Raw genomic sequence first — 16,679 nt, 5'->3', positions numbered from 1 at the left:
GATCACCCCCGATATCCAGGCTGCGGCCGCGGCGATCTTCGCCGCGCGCGAGAGCCTGACCCAGATCCCGCCGGTGCGCGAGACCCATGGCATCACCGATGTCGAGGCCGCCTATGCCGTGCAGGCGCTGAACACCGCCCGCTGGATCGAGGCCGGCCGCCGCCCGGTCGGCGCCAAGATCGGCCTGACGTCGAAGGCCGTGCAGGATCAGCTGGGCGTGGGCGAGCCCGATTTCGGCACGATCTGGGCCGATTACGCCTTCGGCGAAGGCGATGTCGTACCGCTCCGCCGTTTCATGCAGCCCAAGGTGGAGGCCGAAATCGCCTTCGTGATCGGCCGGCGGATCGATGATCCGCAGATCTCGCTCACCCGGCTGACCGGGGCGATCGATTGCGCCTATGCCGCGGTCGAAATCGTCGACAGCGCCATTGCCGCCTGGAACATCCGCCTCGCCGACACCGTCGCCGACAATGCCTCGGGCGGGGGCTTCGCGCTCGGCACCGAACCCCGCCGGATCGGCGATGTCGATCTGCGCCTGGGCGGCATGGTGCTGAGCCTGAACGGCCGTCCGGCCTCGATCGGTGTCGGCGCCGCCTGTCTCGGCCATCCGCTGAACGCCACGCTCTGGCTGGCCCGGCGCATGGCGGAACTCGGCCGGCCGCTGGAGGCGGGCGACATCGTGCTCTCGGGCGCCCTGGGCCCCATGGTGCCGGTGGCCGCGGGCGACGTTTGCACCGTCGAGATCCAGGGCTTCGCGCCGCTTTCCTTCGTGTTCGGAGACTGATACCCATGACCAAGGTCAAATGCGCCATCATCGGCTCGGGCAATATCGGCACCGATCTGATGATCAAGATCATGCGCATGTCGAAGACGCTGGAGATGGCGGCCATGGTCGGCATCGACCCCGAGAGCGACGGGCTGAAGCGGGCCGCACGGCTCGGCGTCGCCACCACCCATGACGGCATCGAGGGGCTGCAGGCCCTGCCGGTCTATCCTGAGATCGGCATCGTTTTCGACGCCACCTCGGCCGGCGCCCATGCCCGGCACGACCGGCTGCTTCAGGCCGACGGCAAGCAGGTGATCGACCTCACCCCGGCCGCCATCGGCCCCTATGTGGTGCCGCCGGTCAATCTGGATGCCATGCGCGATGCCCCCAATGTCAACATGGTCACCTGCGGCGGCCAGGCCACCATCCCGATCGTGGCGGCGGTGGCGAGCGTTGCACCGGTGACCTATGCCGAGATCGTGGCCTCGATTTCCTCGCGCTCGGCCGGCCCCGGCACCCGTGCCAATATCGACGAATTCACCGAGACCACCTCGCGTGCCATCCGCGAGGTCGGCGGTGCCGGTGCCGGCAAGGCGATCATCGTGCTGAACCCGGCCGAGCCGCCGCTGATCATGCGCGACACGGTCTATTGCCTGGCGCAGACCCAGGACCGCGAGGCGGTCCGCGCGGCGATCGAGAAGATGGTGGCCGAGGTTCAGGCCTATGTCCCCGGCTATCGGCTGAAGCAGGCGGTGCAGTTCGAGGTGATCGGCGACAACGCCCCGCTCCGCATCCCCGGCGTTGCCGAGGCGGCCACCGGCCTCAAGGTCAGCGTCTTCCTCGAGGTCGAGGGCGCCGGCCATTATCTGCCGGCCTATGCCGGCAATCTCGACATCATGACCTCGGCGGCGCTGAAAACCGCCGAACGCCTGGTCGACCTGCGGCGCGAGAAGGCAGCCTGACCCATGACCGACATCATTGCGACCGACAGCACGGCGACCACCGAGCCCTTGCGCCTCTACGTCCAGGACGTCACGCTCCGCGACGGCATGCATGCCATCCGTCACCAGTACACGCTGGATCAGGTGACGGCGATCGCCGCCGCGCTCGACCGGGCCGGCGTCGATGCGATCGAGATCGCCCATGGCGACGGGCTCGCCGGCTCGTCCTTCAATTACGGCTTCGGCCGCACCACCGATCTGGACTGGATCGAGGCGGCGGCTTCGGTGATCACCCACGCGAAGCTTACCACCCTGCTGCTGCCCGGCATCGGCACCATTCATGATCTGGAGCGGGCCTTTGCCGCCGGCGTGCGCTCGGTCCGGGTCGCCACCCATTGCACCGAGGCCGACATCGCGAAGCAGCACATCGCCCATGCCCGCAAGCTGGGCATGGACGTCTCGGGCTTCCTGATGATGAGCCATATGAACCCGCCCGAGAAGCTGGCGGCCCAGGCGAAGCTGATGGAAGACTACGGCGCCCATTGCGTCTATGTGGTCGATTCGGGCGGGGCCCTGACGATGGCCGGCGTCGCCGACCGGGTGCGTGCCTTCCGTCAGGTCCTGGCGCCCGAAACCCAGATCGGCATCCACGCCCATCACAACCTGTCGCTCGGCGTCGCCAATTCGGTGGTCGCGGTCGAATGCGGCGCGATCCGCGTCGATGCCTCGCTGGCGGGGCAGGGGGCGGGGGCCGGCAACGCGCCGCTGGAGGTGTTCATCGCCACCGCCGACCGTTATGGCTGGGCGCATGGCTGCGATCTCTATGCGCTGATGGATGCCGCCGACGATCTGGTCCGCCCGCTTCAGGACCGGCCGGTCCGGGTGGATCGCGAGACGCTGAGCCTCGGCTATGCCGGGGTCTATTCCAGCTTCCTGCGCCATGCCGAGACGGCATCCGCCACCTATGGCGTCGACGTCCGCCGCATCCTGACCGAGCTTGGCCGGCGCCGCATGGTCGGCGGCCAGGAAGACATGATCGTCGACGTGGCGCTGGATCTGGCGCGCGAGGCGCCTCAGGGCTGAGATGGGCTGCTGGTGGCGCCGTCCGGTGTCGTCGCCGCGGGGGCCGTCAGCAGCTCCATGACCTTGTCGATATAGTCCTGCTCCGCCACCTGGTCGCCCAGCGTCTTGTGCAGCACGCTGTCGCCCATCATCGCGCAATAGGCGATATAGGACCGCTTGCGCGCCTCGGTCTCGTCGAAGCCGTGATCGCGAAAGATCTGCTCGAAAAAGCTCATGCGGATCTGGTCCACCTCCCAGATCGCCTTGCGCGGCATTTCCACCCGCCGCGCCCAGTCGCGGATGCTGGTCTCGATCGCGGCGAAGGCCTGGGATTTCGGGCGGCGGGGCAGGGCAAGCAGGTGGCGGAGCCGTTCCATGCCGCCCGGTCCCGCCCGGGTGACGCTGCGGATGACGTTCAGCGTCATCCGGCTGCGCCAGGTGTTCAGCATGGCGGCCAGCAGGTCGCTGCGCTTCTTGAAGTGCCAGTAGAAGCTGCCCTTGGTGACGCCCAGCCGGTCGCAGAGTTTGTGCAGCTGAATGCCGCGGACATTCTCGTCGACCAGGATGTCGATCGCGGCCTCAACCCAGTCAGCCTCGGTCAAAGGCCGGTCCTTGACACGCTTCGTGGGGGCGCGGCGGCGCTTTTCGGGCGGGGCGGTCTCGCTGGTCTCGGCCATGTCTCGGGATATCCGGTGGTTCCGCAACGGGGGCAGCCCCCCTTGCACTGCAACAAGCCGCCACAATACCCCAGGGTCTTGCCGTGTCCATGGGGCAAAAGCGGGCCAGGGGTCAAAAGTAGGCCAAGGGTCAAAAGCGGGCGCCCGCGCGCGCTCGTGACCAATTGAAAGGCAGATGAAGATGAGCCAGATCGTGATCATCGGCGGCGGCCAGGCCGGTGGGGCCGCGGCATTGGCCCTCAGGCGCCATGGCGCGACCGGCCCCATCACCCTGATCGGCCGTGAACCCCTGCCGCCCTATGAACGCCCGGCCCTCTCCAAGGGCCTGCTGCTGGGCGAGACCCCCTTCGACCGGCTGGTCGTGCTGTCCGAAGCGGTCGCGGCCGAACAGGCGATCACGCTGCGCCTCGGCACCACCGTCACCGCCATCGACCGGGCGGCGCAGACGGTCACCACCGATGCCGGCGACGTTCTGCCATACGGAACCCTGATCCTGGCCACCGGCGGCCGCGCCCGCGCGCTGCCGGGGCTCGCCCCCGACGGCCGCGACATCTTCGCGATCCGCACCGCCGCCGATGCCGAAGGCATCCGTGCGCGCATGGCCCGGTCCCGCTCCCTGCTCGTGATCGGCGGCGGATGGCTGGGGCTGGAGGTCGCGGCCAGCGCCCGCAAATCGGGGCTCGACGTCACCCTGGTCGAGGCGGGCCCCCGGCTCTGCGGCCGGGTACTGCCGCCCGTGGTTTCGGCCATCCTGGCCGATCTCCACACCCGCCGCGGGGTGGATCTGCGCCTTGGCGACGCCCCGGTCTCGCTGACCCCGGCCGATGGCGGCGTCTCGGCGCATCTGGCCTCGGGCGCGGTTCTGGCCGCCGATATGGCGGTGGTCGCGGTCGGTCTGACGGTCGAGGACGATCTGGCCCGCGCCGCCGGCCTCGCCACCGCCGACGGCATCCTGACCGATCCGGCCGGCCGTACCGACGATCCGGCGATCTTCGCCATCGGCGACGTCGCCCGCACCCCGCACCCCGCCCTCGGCACGGCCGCCCGGCTGGAAAGCTGGCAGATGGCCAATCTCCAGGCCGAGGCGGCGGCACGCGCGATCCTGAACCTGCCCGTGCCGCCCGGCGAAACCCCCTGGTTCTGGTCGGACCAGTACGACCTCAACCTCCAGATCCTGAGCCTGCCCGACATGGCGGTGCAGCCCATCCGCCGCGGCAGCCCCGAGACCGGCCGTGGCAGCCTGCTCTGGCTGGATCCGGCCGAACGCCTCTGCGCCGTCATCGCCCTCAACGCCCCCCGCGACATCGCCATGGCCCGCCGCCTGATCGGCACCGGCCTCGTTATCGACCGCCCCCGCGCCGCCGATCCGGCGGTGCCGCTGAAGGATGCGGTGTTCCGGGCGGCGTGAGGTGCGGGGAGACCTGAGGGGCGGGCAGGGCTTGCCGCGCGGGGCAACAGGGCGGATGATGCCGTCTCACTTTCCGGGACGATCCGCCGTGCTTGCTTCCTCCGCCTCGCTGCGCCCTGCCTCGCGACCCCATGGCTGAAGACCTGCTCTTCAGCCTCTCCCCCGCCGACCTCGCCGGCGCCGGCCTCGCCATCTTCGTGGCCGGGCTGCTGCGTGGCTTCACCGGTTTCGGCTTCGCGCTTGCCGCGGTGCCGCTTGCGGGGCTGGTGTTGCCGCCGGCGATGATCGTGCCGGTGGTGATGCTCACCCAGCTGGTGATCGGCAGTGCCGATGCGGTGCGCGAGCGGCGGGCGGTGGACTGGCGGCTGGTGGGCTGGCTGACCCTGGGTCTTGCCGTCGCCACCCCGCTCGGCACCTGGGCGCTGGTGGCGCTGCCGGGCGACATCACCCGGATCGTGATCGCCTGCATCGTTCTGCTGGGGGCCGCCGCCGCCTGGCGCCCGCCCCGGGCCGAAGGCGCAGGCGAGGGCGGGCTGCTGCACGCCCGCATCACCCGGCTGGGCGTGGGCCTGGTCGCCGGGCTGTTCACCGGGCTTGCCGCCATGCCGGGCCCGCCGGTGGTCGCCTATATGCTGGCGGCGGAGCGCGACCCGCGGATCATCCGTGCGACGCTGATGGTGTTCTTCTTCTTCACCGCCGTCACCGGCTGCGCCAGCGCCTGGTTCGCCGGGCTGATCGGCTGGCCGGAACTGGTGATGTCGGCGGCCGCCCTGCCGCTGGTGGTCGGCGGCAGCGCGATCGGGGCGGCGGGCTTTCGCCGGGCCGATGCCCGCCATTATCGCCCGGCGGCGCTGGTGGTGCTGGTCGGTGCCGCCGTGGTAACCCTGTTGCGCGAGATCCTGTGATATCGGGAAACCGCCGGGAGTGTCGCGAAACGCACTGGCCTCGCTGCCCGGGGCGGGATATAAGCCGAAGACCGGCATGTTCTGCCGTGTCTCTGCGACCACACCCCCACAACCGGCGCTGGTGAGGCCGTCATGCCCCTCGATCCCGACACCCTGTTGGCGAGCAGCATGTTCATCAACGCCTCGGGCGCCATCGTGTTCAGCCTGTTCTGGCTGGCCGATCGTCGCCTGCCCGAGCTGGCGCTCTGGGCCGTCGGTTATGTGCTTCTGACCCTCGGGCTTCTCGGCATGATGTTCCTGTCTTCGGCCAGGTATCCCCCGGCCCTGGAGGGCGGGGCGGTGTTCGTGCTCTGCGGGCTTTCGCCCGCCTGTTTCTGGCTGGGGACCCGCTATTTCGACCGGATCCGGCCGGTCTGGTGGGGGCCGGCGCTGGTCGCCGGGGTGGCCCCCGGTCTGCACTATGCCGTCGGCATGACGCTCGGCTGGCCGCCGACTTCGGTGGTGTCCGTCACCCTGCTGCTGCTGGCGGTGCTCTACGCCCTGGACACCCATGTGCTCGTGCGCGGCATCGGCCGCGATCCGGCGCTGCCCGGAAGCTGGCCGGTGTCGCGCACGGTGGTGGCCGCCTGCGTGGCCCTCTACTGCCTCAGCTTCCTTGTCTCCGCCCTCGTCACCTGGTGGGGAGGCGGGTCCGAGAGCGACGCCGAGGCCGCCTCGGTCGTGATCGTCTCGGTGGTCGACAATCTGCTGGGGGTGATTTCCTGTATCGCCACGGCCGGCATGCTCTGGGAACGCGCCCGGGCCGATCTGGCGCGCGATGCACGGATCGATCCGCTCACCGGGCTGTTCAACCGCCGCGGCCTGCAGGACGGCGCCCGCCGCTGGCTGACCCGCAACCGGCCGCTGGCGGTGATGATCGCAGATCTGGACCGGTTCAAGCGGATCAACGATGCCCATGGCCATGCCGGCGGCGATCTGGTGCTGGCCACCTTCGCCCATCTGATCCGCGATGTCTGCCCGGCCGAAGACAGCCTGCTCGCCCGCATCGGCGGCGAGGAATTCGTGATCCTGCTGCGCCATGCCGACCCCGATGCCGCCCGCGGCGTCGCCGACCGGCTTCGCCGCGCGGTTGAAAACGGCAGCTTCCTGGTGGGGGGCGAACGGCTTGCGATCACCGTCAGCATCGGCCTGGCCTTCCCCGCGGCCGACGACACCGACCTCACCCCCGCCCTGGAACGCGCCGACCGCGCGCTTTATGCGGCCAAAAACGGCGGGCGCAATCGGGTGGAGGAACTGGTGGAGGCCTGAAGGCAGGGGCTTACACCACCTGCCCCGCCGCCCAGCCCGACGACCAGGCCCATTGGAAATTATAGCCGCCCAGCCAGCCGGTGACGTCGACCACCTCGCCGATGAAGTGCAGGCCGGGCAGTTTGCGGGCCATCATGGTCTTCTGGTCCAGTTCGCGGGTGTCGATCCCGCCCAGCGTCACCTCGGCGGTGCGATAGCCTTCGGTGCCGGCCGGGCGGATCCGCCAGGCGCCCACCGCATCGGCGAGCGTTCTCAGGCGCCTGTCGCCCAGATCCGCCAGCCGGGCGGTCTCCACCCCGTGATCCTCGGCGATGCGCTGCGCCAGCCGGCGCGGCAGCAGGCGGGAGAGCACCGTGACCGGCGCCTGACGGCCGCTGTCGCTGCGCGCCTGGCGCAGCAGGTCGAAGACGTCGACGCCCGGTGCCATGTCGACCACGATATCGCGCCCGTCGCGCCAGAAGGACGAGATCTGCAGAATGGCCGGACCGCTGAGGCCGCGATGGGTGAAGAGCAGCGCCTCGTCGAAGCCGGTGCCGTCGCATGCCACCCGCGCATCCACCGCCACCCCGGCAAGCGGCTTGACCCGGGCCAGATCCTCGGGCCCGAATGTGAGCGGCACCAGCGCGGGCCGGGTTTCGGTCACCTTCAGCCCGAACTGCCGGGCGATGTCGTAGCCGAAGCCGGTGGCGCCGATCTTGGGGATCGACAACCCGCCCGAAGCGATCACGAGCGAGGCGCAGTGGATCATCTCATTGCCGGTCCGCAGCCGGAAACCGCCATCGGCTGCCGCCTCCACCGTCTCCACCCCGGTCGAGAGGGTGAGTTCCGCCCCGCCGGCCGCCATCTCGTCGGTCAGCATGGTGATGATCTGCTGCGCGCTCTGGTCGCAGAACAGCTGGCCCAGGGTCTTTTCGTGGAAGCCGATGCCGTGGCGGCGGACCAGGGCGATGAAATCCTGGCAGCTATAGCGCGACAGCGCCGAGATGCAGAACCGCGGGTTCTGCGACAGGAAGTTGCGCGGCGCCGTGTTCAGATTGGTAAAGTTGCAGCGCCCGCCGCCCGAGATGCGGATCTTCTCGCCCGGGGTCTGCGCATGGTCGACAACCAGCCCCCGCCGGCCGCGCCGGCCGGCTTCGGCCGCACACATCATGCCGGCGGCACCGGCGCCGATGATCACCACATCCCGATATCGCGTCTTCATGCCGGCCACCACCTCAGAACTCCGGCCCTGCTCTATCACGAGGCTTGCGCCGGCTGAAGAGGCGCCCTGCAGAAAACACGCCGGTTCCTGAGAATTTCTTAACCGCTCATCGGTTACAAACCCGAGACACACGCCTGCCTGCCTGTGGCGGCAGTGCGGAGGCGGTCGAGAGGAGCGGGGCATCGGCATGGCGCGTCGGTCTTGGTTCGGAGATGGAGCTGGGGGGCACCGCCTGCGGATGCTCAGGCCCGCCTATGTCCGCATCGTGCCGGCGCTTGTGCTGCTGGCCGGGCTTCTGGCCGCGGGCAACGCCTGGTACCTTCAGCGCGACGAGAACCGGTACCAGACCACGCGGGAGCTGAACCGGGCCGCTGCAGAGGCTGCCCAGACCATCGGCGACCGGCTGCAGATCATCGAGCACACCCTGCATGGCGCCCGCGGCGCCATGATGGCGGGGGGCACGCGCAGCTTCGACGAGGACCGCTTCCGGCGGTTCGCCGAGGCGATCGATTTTCGCCGCGACCTGCCGGGTGCCCTGGCGCTCGGCTTCGTCCGGCGGGTGGATGCCGCCGACCTCGCCGCCTATCAGGCCCGGGAACGGCGCGAGGGGCGCGAGGATTTTCGCGTTCAGCCGATTGCGCCCGGCCGTGCGGGGGAGCATCTGATCGTCGAATATGCCCATCCGGCCGGTGCCGAAGGTCTGGCCACCGGGCTGGATCTGGTTACCAACCCCGCCATCCGCGAGGCGGCGGCACTGGCCCTCACCACCGACACCGCCATCCTCAGTGCGCCGTTGATCCTGCGCCCCTCGGGCCCGGCCAGCGAGATGACCGGCATGGTCATGGCCCTGCCGGTGCGCAGCGCCATGCACGGACCCGCCGATGCCCTGGTGATCATGTCGCTGGCGGTGGACCGCGTGCTCAGCCTGGGGTTGTCGCGCGACGACACGCTGATGGTCACCATCTCGGACGTCACCGACCATCCCGGCGGCGCGATCCTGCAGCTGACCGGCTCGGCCGACCTCAAGGGCCAGCGCGTCTACCGGCCCGTCACCTTCTACGGCCGCCACTGGCGCGTCGACGTCACCCCCGGCCCGGCCTTCATCGCCCGCCTGAACCTGTTGTCGCCCTGGTGGGTGGGGGCCAGCCATCTGGGGCTGGCCGTCATTGCGGCCCTGCTCGCCTATCTGATCCTGAACCGGGTGGACCGGCGGCTGCGCGACGATGCCCGCCGGCTGGCCGCCGCCGACGAGTTGGAGCGGCTGGTCGCCATCCGCACCGCGGAACTTCGCGAGCGCGAGGCGCGCTTTCGCGCCATCACCGAATTGTCGGCCGACTGGTACTGGCAGACCGATGCCGATGGCCGGTTCACCGAAATCTCGGGCGGGATCGAGCGTCTGGGCTTCGATGCCGACCATGCCATCGGCCGGAGCCGGCGGGAGCTGGCGGCCGATCCGGATGATCCGGGACTTGCGATCTATGATGCCGTGGCCGCCCGCCGCCAGCCCTTCCGCCGCGTCGCCTATCGTGTCGCCGGCGGCGAGGGCGAGATGCGCACCATCGAGATCAGCGGCGACCCGATCTTCGGGGCGGATGGCCGCTTCCTGGGCTATCGCGGCTCGGGGCGCGACGTCACCGACGATGTGGCGGCGCGCCGCGAGATCGAGCAGGCCTATGCCACCGTCGCCGGCGTTCTGGACGCCTCGCTGAACGCCGTCTTCGTCTACGTGACCGAGCGCGACGCGGCGGGGCGGCTGACCGATCTGCGCCTCAGCATGATCAATGCAGCCGGCGAGGCGCTGTCGGGGGTGCGTGCCGAAAAGGTGATCGGCAACTCCCTGCGGGGCAGCCTGCTGCCCGGCGAGGAAGAGATCTTCCGCCGTGCCCGCAGCGTGGTCGAAACCGGCCGCCCCGAGCGCTTCCATCAGCTGGTCCATCGCGCCGGCCGCGACATCTGGGTGATGATCCAGACCGTCCGGCTGGGCGATGGCTGCGTGATCACCGCGGCCGACGTCACCGAGGCGCGGATCCGCGAGGCCCGGCTGCGCGAAAGCGAGGCGCGGTTGCAGGCGCTGATCGGCACCGTGGGCGTCGGCATCGTCGTGCTGGACGGCGACGGGCAGGTGATGATGATGAACGCGGCCGGCGAGCGCCTGTTCGACCGCCGTGCGGCCGAGGCGGTGGGTGACAATTTCTGCCATCTGGTGCCGCGGCCCGAGGGGCTGGAGGCCGCCGATGGCGAATGCGGCGGCTCGATCGCCGATGGCTGCGGCGCGATCCACCAGGCAATCGCTCTCAGGTCCGACGGCACCCCGGTGCCGGTCGAGGTCTCGATCGGGGCCTTCGACACCGGCGACGGCCCGATGTATGTGGCCGCGATCGCCGACATGACCGAACGCAACCGCTCCATGTCCGAGCTGCGCCGCGCGCGGGAAGAGGCGGATGCCGCCAACGCGGCCAAATCGGCCTTCCTCGCCAATATGAGCCACGAGATCCGCACACCGATGAACGGTGTCACCGGCATGCTGCAGATCCTGCTCGGCACCCCGCTCGATGCCGATCAGCGGCGGTATGCCGAGGTCGCGCGCGACAGCGCCGACAGCCTGCTGGGGCTGATCGACGACATCCTCGACGTCTCCAAGCTCGAAGCCGGCCGGATGGAGCTGGAGCGCCTGCCCTTCGATCTGGAGGATCTGGTCGATGGTGTGATCGCGATCCTGGCCCCCCGCGCACGCGATCGGCGGATCGATCTGGCCGGCGTGGTCGACCCCTCGGCGGTGGGCAGCTGGATCGGCGATCCCACCCGGATCCGGCAGATCCTGGTCAATCTGGCCGGCAATGCGGTCAAGTTCACCACCGCCGGCCATGTGTCGATCGAGGTCTCGGCCGTGGCCCATAGGGAGGTCGATCCGGATGGGCGCGGGCGCCTGCGCTTCCGGGTGGAAGACACCGGCGTCGGCATCGCGGCCGATCATCTGGACCAGCTGTTCCGGCCCTTCTCTCAGGCCGATGCCTCCGTCACCCGCCGCTTCGGCGGCACGGGGCTGGGCCTTGCGATCTGCCGCGACCTGACCGCGCTGATGGGCGGCACGATCGATGTCGTCAGCCGCGAGGGCGAAGGCTCGGTGTTCACGGTCGAGATCGGGCTGGAGCGTGTGCCCGATGCGGCACGCACGAGCCCATCCATGCCGGTGCTGGCCGGCCGGCGCGCGCTGGTGGTCGATGCGGTAGAGGTCCCCCGCCGCATGATCGCCGGGCAGATCGAGGCGCTGGGTATGGACTGCGTGGAGGTCGGCTCTGCCGGCGAGGCGCTGATCATTCTGGAGATGAGCGTCGCCGGTGAACGCCCGATCGATCTGGTGGTCAGCGGCCTGAACCTGACCGGGCTCAGCGCGGCGCGGCTGGCACGCTGGGTGCGGCTGGATCCGGATCTGGCGGGGGTTCGGGTGATCGCGGCCACCTGCGGTGCGCCGGTGCCGGATGAAGAACTCTATGACGGGGTCGTGTCCAAGCCGGTCCGCCGGCGCGAGCTGGCCGAGCTGATGCACCGCCTGCTCGACCCCGAGGCCGCAGCCGCCCATCGCGGCAACCCGGTGCCGGCCGAGGGCCCGGGCCATGGCCGGCGCCTGCTGCTGGTTGAAGACAATGCCACCAACCGCACCGTGGCGACCGTGATGCTGGAACGCCAGGGCTATACGGTCGAGACGGCCGAAACCGGCGAAGGGGTGGAGCTGCGGCTCGCCGATGGCAGTTTCGATGCCGTGCTGATGGACATCCAGATGCCCGTGGTCGACGGTATCGAGGCCACCCGACGCATCCGCGCCGCCGAGGCCGCCGCCTGCCTGCCGCCGGTACCGATCGTGGCGTTGACCGCCAACGCCATGGCGGGCATGCGCGAAGAATATCTGGCGGCCGGCATGAACGATTATCTGGCCAAGCCTTTCCAGGTCGACGACCTGCTGGCGGTGGTCGCCAAGTGGTGCGGCGGCCGGCCGGCGGCGGATGCCGCCCCATCCGGGCCCGCCCCATCCCGGCCCACCCCGGCCCCGGCCGTGCCGGTTCTGGACGAAACCGCCCTCGACCAGGTGGCGGCCGTGCTGCCGGTGGAGAAGTTCGAAGATCTGGTGCAGAGCTTCGTCACCGCCGGCGTCGCCCAGCTCGACGAGGTCCGTGCCGCCCGCACCGCCCGCGACATCGACCGCCTGCGCCGCAGCGGCCACGACATCATCTCCACGGCGGGCAATTGCGGGCTGATGCAGCTGTCGGACGCCGGCCGCCGCCTGCAGGTCGCGGCCCGCGCCGGCGACCTGGATCAGGCGGTCGAAGTGGCCGGCGAAATCCTGGATGTCGGCCCGGCCGCCATCGAGGCCATCCGCAGCCGCTTCGGCTCGCCGCGGTCGGCGGCCTGACAGCCATATTTCCAGGTCGTAACCTGTCAACCTGGACAAGCGCACTCACCTCCTGAATAATCATGCGGTCTTTACATTCTATCTATGGTGATGTCGGCCCGGCCGCAGCCGGGAGGCGACGCCGTCGACGGGAGGGGCGCGTCGGGTGTCTGGGGGATCGTTGAGTGAGGACGATTGGGAGTATCTTCTTCAGGATATAGATGATGGCCTGGTGATACCGGTGGTTGGGCCCGGTCTTTTGACGATGACGGGACATGACGGGACATCGAAGCCTCTGTACGACTTGCTGGCTCCCGCACTGATGACGAAACTTGGATTATCCGCCGAGACCTCGTCGTTTCAGACGACGAAAGACGTTGCCGCGGCATATATTCTGTCCGGCGGGCTACGGGATATAGTTTATAGATCGATGCGGGGTATTCTATATTCTGAAGAAGAGAGAATAAAATCTGATGAAGTCGGGTTCCCTCCAGCCTTGGAGAAGCTGGTTAAGATTTATGGGTTTCCCCTTTATATTGCAACGACGCCGGATCATTTGATCGAGATTGCTCTGGAGAAGTTTCGCTTGGGCTTTCAGCGTGACGCCAACGTCAGGGTATTCCATCCGGTTGAAAATCTGGACTTGGCTGATCTTCCCACGCAAAATCTGAATGGGGCATGGTGCTATAAATTATTTGGAGATTTAAATGCCAGAAAAGCCCAAAGCTTTGTGGCTTCAGATGAAGATCTTATGGAATTCATAGTCGGTTTGATGGAAAATTCTGATAAAATAAGGAATATAATAAACTTCATGAGAAAACGAAGTCTTCTTTTTTTGGGGATGCCGGCATACGACTGGACGGTTTTATTTTTGTTGCGCATCGTCAGGGGGACGCGATTGAGTGATCGTGGCGAAAACAGCAAAGGAGAGTATATTTCTGATCATAATAACGCAATTGATGATAGTACCATTCTGTTCTTCCAGAGGGCGATGAAAACCACGCGAGTTATATTTGGAGATCCCGTAAATTTTGTTCATGATCTTCATGAGCGTTGGAGTCGCAAGCATGGTGCCGCATCGGGCCAAAGATATAATTACCTGTTGAGGGACCTGCCGCCCGGCAGTAAGTACAACAGTATTTTCATCTCCTATAAGCGGGAGGATGCCGCGATTGCGGTTACGCTGGCTCATGCTCTATGGCAGGCAAACGTTCCCGTCTGGCTGGACACGCAACGTCTCGAACCGGGTGAGGAATTCGACGAGACAATAGAATCCATGATCAGGATTGACTGCATTTTATTCGTCTCACTTATTTCAGTGGAAACTGAGAAGTGTAGCGAATGCTACGTACACAAAGAACGTCGCTGGGCGTCCGAACGTCAAGGTACGCTTTCCACCCGATTTTACATACCTTTCCTTTGGGGCGACATAACAGCTGATGATGTAAAGCTGGAGCCGGAGAACATCGGCAAGCGGCATTATGGCGTGATCAACGATCGTGATCTGCTGAGCGCGGTCTCTCAAATCGTCAAGCTTTATAACGAACGCCGCGGTCGCGGATGACTCGAGAGAGCATTGCCCGGATGGAACCCGATCCTCGACGTCCATGGCTGGGGCTGGCCTCCTTCGACGCGAACACCCGGCATATGTTCTTCGGGCGTGAGCGGGAGATCGAGGAGCTCGTAGACCGTATCCAGAGCGAAAGGCTGACAGTTCTGTTCGGCATGTCGGGCCGGGGTAAGACTTCGCTTCTCCAGGCCGGCGTTTTGCCGAAACTTAAGGATGCCGGCGCCCGTCCGGTGCGACTGCGGCTGAATCCGGAGGATGACAGGGGGTTCGTCGAGCAGCTGCGGCGAGGCTGGGAAGCCGCGTCGGATGGCATTCAGGAGGATGCGAGCCTGTGGGAGCGCGGTCATCGCCGGGATGCCATGGGCGCGCTCAGTCAGGCGCCGCCGGTCCTGATCCTCGATCAGTTCGAGGAGCTTTTTACCAGCGATGGCCGGCGTGACGGCCAGCTGTCGGAGTTGTTCGAGGAACTGGCTTGTCTGGTCGAAAATCGTGTACCGAAGAACCTCAGGACACGCCTCGCTGAAGATCGCGGGTTCGGCGATATATTCACAGACCGTCCGACCCCGGCCCGGGTGGTCATTGCCCTTCGCGAGGATTTCCTGGCCCATCTTGAGGCCTGGAGCGGCCTCTTTCCGTCCGTCATGCGCAACCGGATGAGACTGACGCTGCTGACCGGTACCCAAGCCCTGGACGCCGTTCTCCTGCCCGCCCGTATTGGTCCGACCCCGCTGATGGATGCAAGGACTGCCGACGCTATCGTGCGTTCCGTTGCGGGCTGTGATGAGAGTATATCTCTGAGCCAGATTCAGGTAGATCCTTCATTGCTCAGCCTTCTCTGTCAAGAGCTCAATGAAAGACGGATCAGAGGCGCCCGGCAAGAAATAACGCTTGAAGATGCCCAGGAGCGGCAGAATGATATTCTGCAGGATTTCTATGAGCGTTGCTTTGAGGATATATCCAGTCAGATCCGCGACGTCGTGGAAAGTACCCTGCTGGTCAGCGAAGGAGGGCACCGGAATTTCTGTGCGGAGGTCGATTTCATCGGGGCGGTATGCAAATCGGGCATCTCTGCTGAGCAGGCAAGGACGGCTATCGGCAGCCTTCTGCGCACACGCCTGTTATCTGCTCAGTATTTTGCCGGCGCCAGACGACTTGAGCTGACACATGATCGTCTTGTTGAGCTGGTCCAGAGTTCACGTCAGATTCGAGAACAAACGCGGCATTTGAATGCAAAGATTGAGGGTATCGAAGTAGAAAAATCAAAGCTTATTAGAATGATTGATATATATAAAATTACAGTTTTTATTTTTATTGTAATTGCTTTTGGTGCTTTATTATTATGGCGCTCAGAAAATCGTGCGGCGAAGGCGCTCGGTATTGCAGAAAAATCAGTCGATGAGATGCTTACAATTATTGAAAAACCTGAGATGGATCAGGTTCACGGATTTTACCGGATTGAGCCGGATCTGCTTAAGCATCTTGTAACGGCGGAAAAACAGCTGCACGAAGCGGGGACAGACCTCAATTCTCCCACCTCTATCCTTCGCAGAGCCAGGGTCTCCTTGCGGGAGGCCAATCTTCTCATTCTGTCCGGAAGGGAGAGACGGGCTGTTCCGCTCTACATAAATGTGTTGGAACGGACTGATAAGTTGTCTGTCGGGGACATCCAATCGATCAAAGAGGTGCAGTTCGAGGCGCTTTACTACCTTATGACATATAATACAATTGAGGACTTAGGGAGCCTCATTTATGGAAAGTATAGTAAATTTGGCCGCGATCTTCATAACGAACACTTTGTCGGCAAAGCTGGGCAGTGGAGATTGCGTTACGCCGCCCAGATCATCCGCGAGGACTGTCGGGAAGGGGCACTCGATTCTGCACAATATGTTCTAGACCAGGCCAGAGATGCTGCACGAGGATTGGATCACGTCTACCTCGGCGAGATTTTAGAAATTACTATCCTGGATGCATACTTGAAGGATTGCTTCGAAAATCTGACGGATCAGAAATTGTATGAATATCGCAAACAATTGTCTATTCTCACTCACAGATATTTTCAAAATTATCCGCGGTCGATGACGGCCGCGGAGTATATGATCGATATTTTATTTGGAGACATGGACGACTATTCTGCGATCTCTGGTAGATCGGGCTTCGAAACGGTGGCGAAATCGATCATGGAGATTTCCGGGCGATTTGTGGATAGCAAGCCGATGGTGTTTGAAGCGGCACAGGCGCAGCTCCACGTTATGCGGGCCAGATTTCATCTCGACATCGACCAGAATGCTGATCTGGCCCTCGAAGAGGCGAAGGCAGCCGTCAAGATGTATGATGACCTCGGACAGGCAGGGTCCGCAACGATCCCGAAGTTTGACCAATCGAAAACGGCAAAGTCGATCAGGGATGAGGCCGAGAGGCAGCTGGGCCAAGGTCGCCCCGAAGATTGATCGGTGA

The 16,679-nt window shown here is 65.7% G+C and carries 11 protein-coding genes; 9 read left to right on the top strand and 2 right to left on the bottom strand.

Going from position 1 to position 16,679, the window contains the following annotated elements:
• Window position 1: 1 nt before the first annotated feature.
• From CMO28_RS18415 to dmpG, 3 genes are read left to right on the top strand one after another with little or no spacing between them, the layout of a single operon-like run.
• Window positions 2-784, top strand: a complete 783-nt coding sequence (locus CMO28_RS18415; RefSeq protein ID WP_416370976.1) for a 2-keto-4-pentenoate hydratase — start codon at window positions 2-4, stop codon at window positions 782-784.
• Between the two features lie 5 nt (window positions 785-789).
• Entirely contained in the window at window positions 790-1,728 is a 939-nt protein-coding gene (locus tag CMO28_RS18410; RefSeq protein WP_296715734.1) for an acetaldehyde dehydrogenase (acetylating), read from the top strand.
• 3 nt (window positions 1,729-1,731) lie between these two features.
• Complete coding sequence (gene dmpG, locus CMO28_RS18405) at window positions 1,732-2,790, top strand: 4-hydroxy-2-oxovalerate aldolase (protein WP_296715733.1); 1,059 nt, start codon at window positions 1,732-1,734, stop codon at window positions 2,788-2,790.
• Here the strand turns inward: dmpG and CMO28_RS18400 are convergent.
• Entirely contained in the window at window positions 2,781-3,446 is a 666-nt protein-coding gene (locus CMO28_RS18400; RefSeq protein ID WP_231889416.1) for a TetR/AcrR family transcriptional regulator, read from the bottom strand. The two genes, dmpG and CMO28_RS18400, sit on opposite strands and share 10 nt — an antisense overlap.
• A 181-nt stretch (window positions 3,447-3,627) precedes the next feature.
• Here CMO28_RS18400 and CMO28_RS18395 point away from each other — a divergent pair, with 181 nt between their 5' ends.
• From CMO28_RS18395 to CMO28_RS18385, 3 genes are all read left to right on the top strand, one after another.
• On the top strand, window positions 3,628-4,854 hold the full coding sequence (locus tag CMO28_RS18395) for an NAD(P)/FAD-dependent oxidoreductase (RefSeq protein ID WP_296715732.1): 1,227 nt from the start codon (window positions 3,628-3,630) through the stop codon (window positions 4,852-4,854).
• Between the two features lie 131 nt (window positions 4,855-4,985).
• The gene (locus tag CMO28_RS18390) at window positions 4,986-5,759 is read left to right on the top strand and encodes a sulfite exporter TauE/SafE family protein (RefSeq protein WP_296715731.1); all 774 of its coding nucleotides are present in this window, start codon (window positions 4,986-4,988) and stop codon (window positions 5,757-5,759) included.
• Window positions 5,760-5,891: 132 nt separating this feature from the next.
• A complete protein-coding gene (locus CMO28_RS18385; protein WP_296715730.1) occupies window positions 5,892-7,067 on the top strand; it encodes a GGDEF domain-containing protein in 1,176 nt (391 codons plus the stop codon).
• Window positions 7,068-7,077: 10 nt separating this feature from the next.
• Here CMO28_RS18385 and CMO28_RS18380 read toward each other — a convergent pair whose 3' ends face one another.
• A complete protein-coding gene (locus CMO28_RS18380) occupies window positions 7,078-8,268 on the bottom strand; it encodes an NAD(P)/FAD-dependent oxidoreductase (RefSeq protein WP_296715729.1) in 1,191 nt (396 codons plus the stop codon).
• A 238-nt stretch (window positions 8,269-8,506) separates the two neighbouring features.
• On the opposite strand from CMO28_RS18380, the gene CMO28_RS18375 reads away from it, so the two are divergent.
• From CMO28_RS18375 to CMO28_RS18365, 3 genes are all read left to right on the top strand, one after another.
• A complete protein-coding gene (locus CMO28_RS18375) occupies window positions 8,507-12,676 on the top strand; it encodes a PAS domain S-box protein (RefSeq protein WP_296715728.1) in 4,170 nt (1,389 codons plus the stop codon).
• A 160-nt stretch (window positions 12,677-12,836) separates the two neighbouring features.
• Window positions 12,837-14,219, top strand: coding sequence for a toll/interleukin-1 receptor domain-containing protein (locus CMO28_RS18370; RefSeq protein WP_296715727.1), 1,383 nt, complete (start codon window positions 12,837-12,839; stop codon window positions 14,217-14,219).
• Between the two features lie 20 nt (window positions 14,220-14,239).
• Window positions 14,240-16,672: a hypothetical protein gene (locus CMO28_RS18365; RefSeq protein ID WP_296715726.1), complete on the top strand. Its 2,433-nt coding sequence runs from the start codon at window positions 14,240-14,242 to the stop codon at window positions 16,670-16,672.
• Window positions 16,673-16,679 lie beyond the last annotated feature (7 nt).

Origin of the sequence: Tistrella sp. (assembly GCF_002684955.1) — a bacterium.
GTDB classification, from domain to species: domain Bacteria; phylum Pseudomonadota; class Alphaproteobacteria; order Tistrellales; family Tistrellaceae; genus Tistrella; species Tistrella mobilis.
The sequence above is the reverse complement of the archived record's forward strand: the minus strand, read 5'-3'. Positions and strand labels throughout refer to the sequence as shown.

What these genes read in the sequence shown, in the direction of transcription:
- CMO28_RS18410 (WP_296715734.1), top strand. Translation starts at nt 790, where the DNA reads ATGACCAAGGTCAAATGCGCCATCATCGGCTCGGGCAATATCGGCACC.
- dmpG (WP_296715733.1), top strand. Translation starts at nt 1,732, where the DNA reads ATGACCGACATCATTGCGACCGACAGCACGGCGACCACCGAGCCCTTG.
- CMO28_RS18400 (WP_231889416.1), bottom strand. Translation starts at nt 3,446, where the DNA reads ATGGCCGAGACCAGCGAGACCGCCCCGCCCGAAAAGCGCCGCCGCGCC.
- CMO28_RS18395 (WP_296715732.1), top strand. Translation starts at nt 3,628, where the DNA reads ATGAGCCAGATCGTGATCATCGGCGGCGGCCAGGCCGGTGGGGCCGCG.
- CMO28_RS18390 (WP_296715731.1), top strand. Translation starts at nt 4,986, where the DNA reads ATGGCTGAAGACCTGCTCTTCAGCCTCTCCCCCGCCGACCTCGCCGGC.
- CMO28_RS18385 (WP_296715730.1), top strand. Translation starts at nt 5,892, where the DNA reads ATGCCCCTCGATCCCGACACCCTGTTGGCGAGCAGCATGTTCATCAAC.
- CMO28_RS18380 (WP_296715729.1), bottom strand. Translation starts at nt 8,268, where the DNA reads ATGAAGACGCGATATCGGGATGTGGTGATCATCGGCGCCGGTGCCGCC.
- CMO28_RS18375 (WP_296715728.1), top strand. Translation starts at nt 8,507, where the DNA reads ATGCTCAGGCCCGCCTATGTCCGCATCGTGCCGGCGCTTGTGCTGCTG.
- CMO28_RS18365 (WP_296715726.1), top strand. Translation starts at nt 14,240, where the DNA reads ATGGAACCCGATCCTCGACGTCCATGGCTGGGGCTGGCCTCCTTCGAC.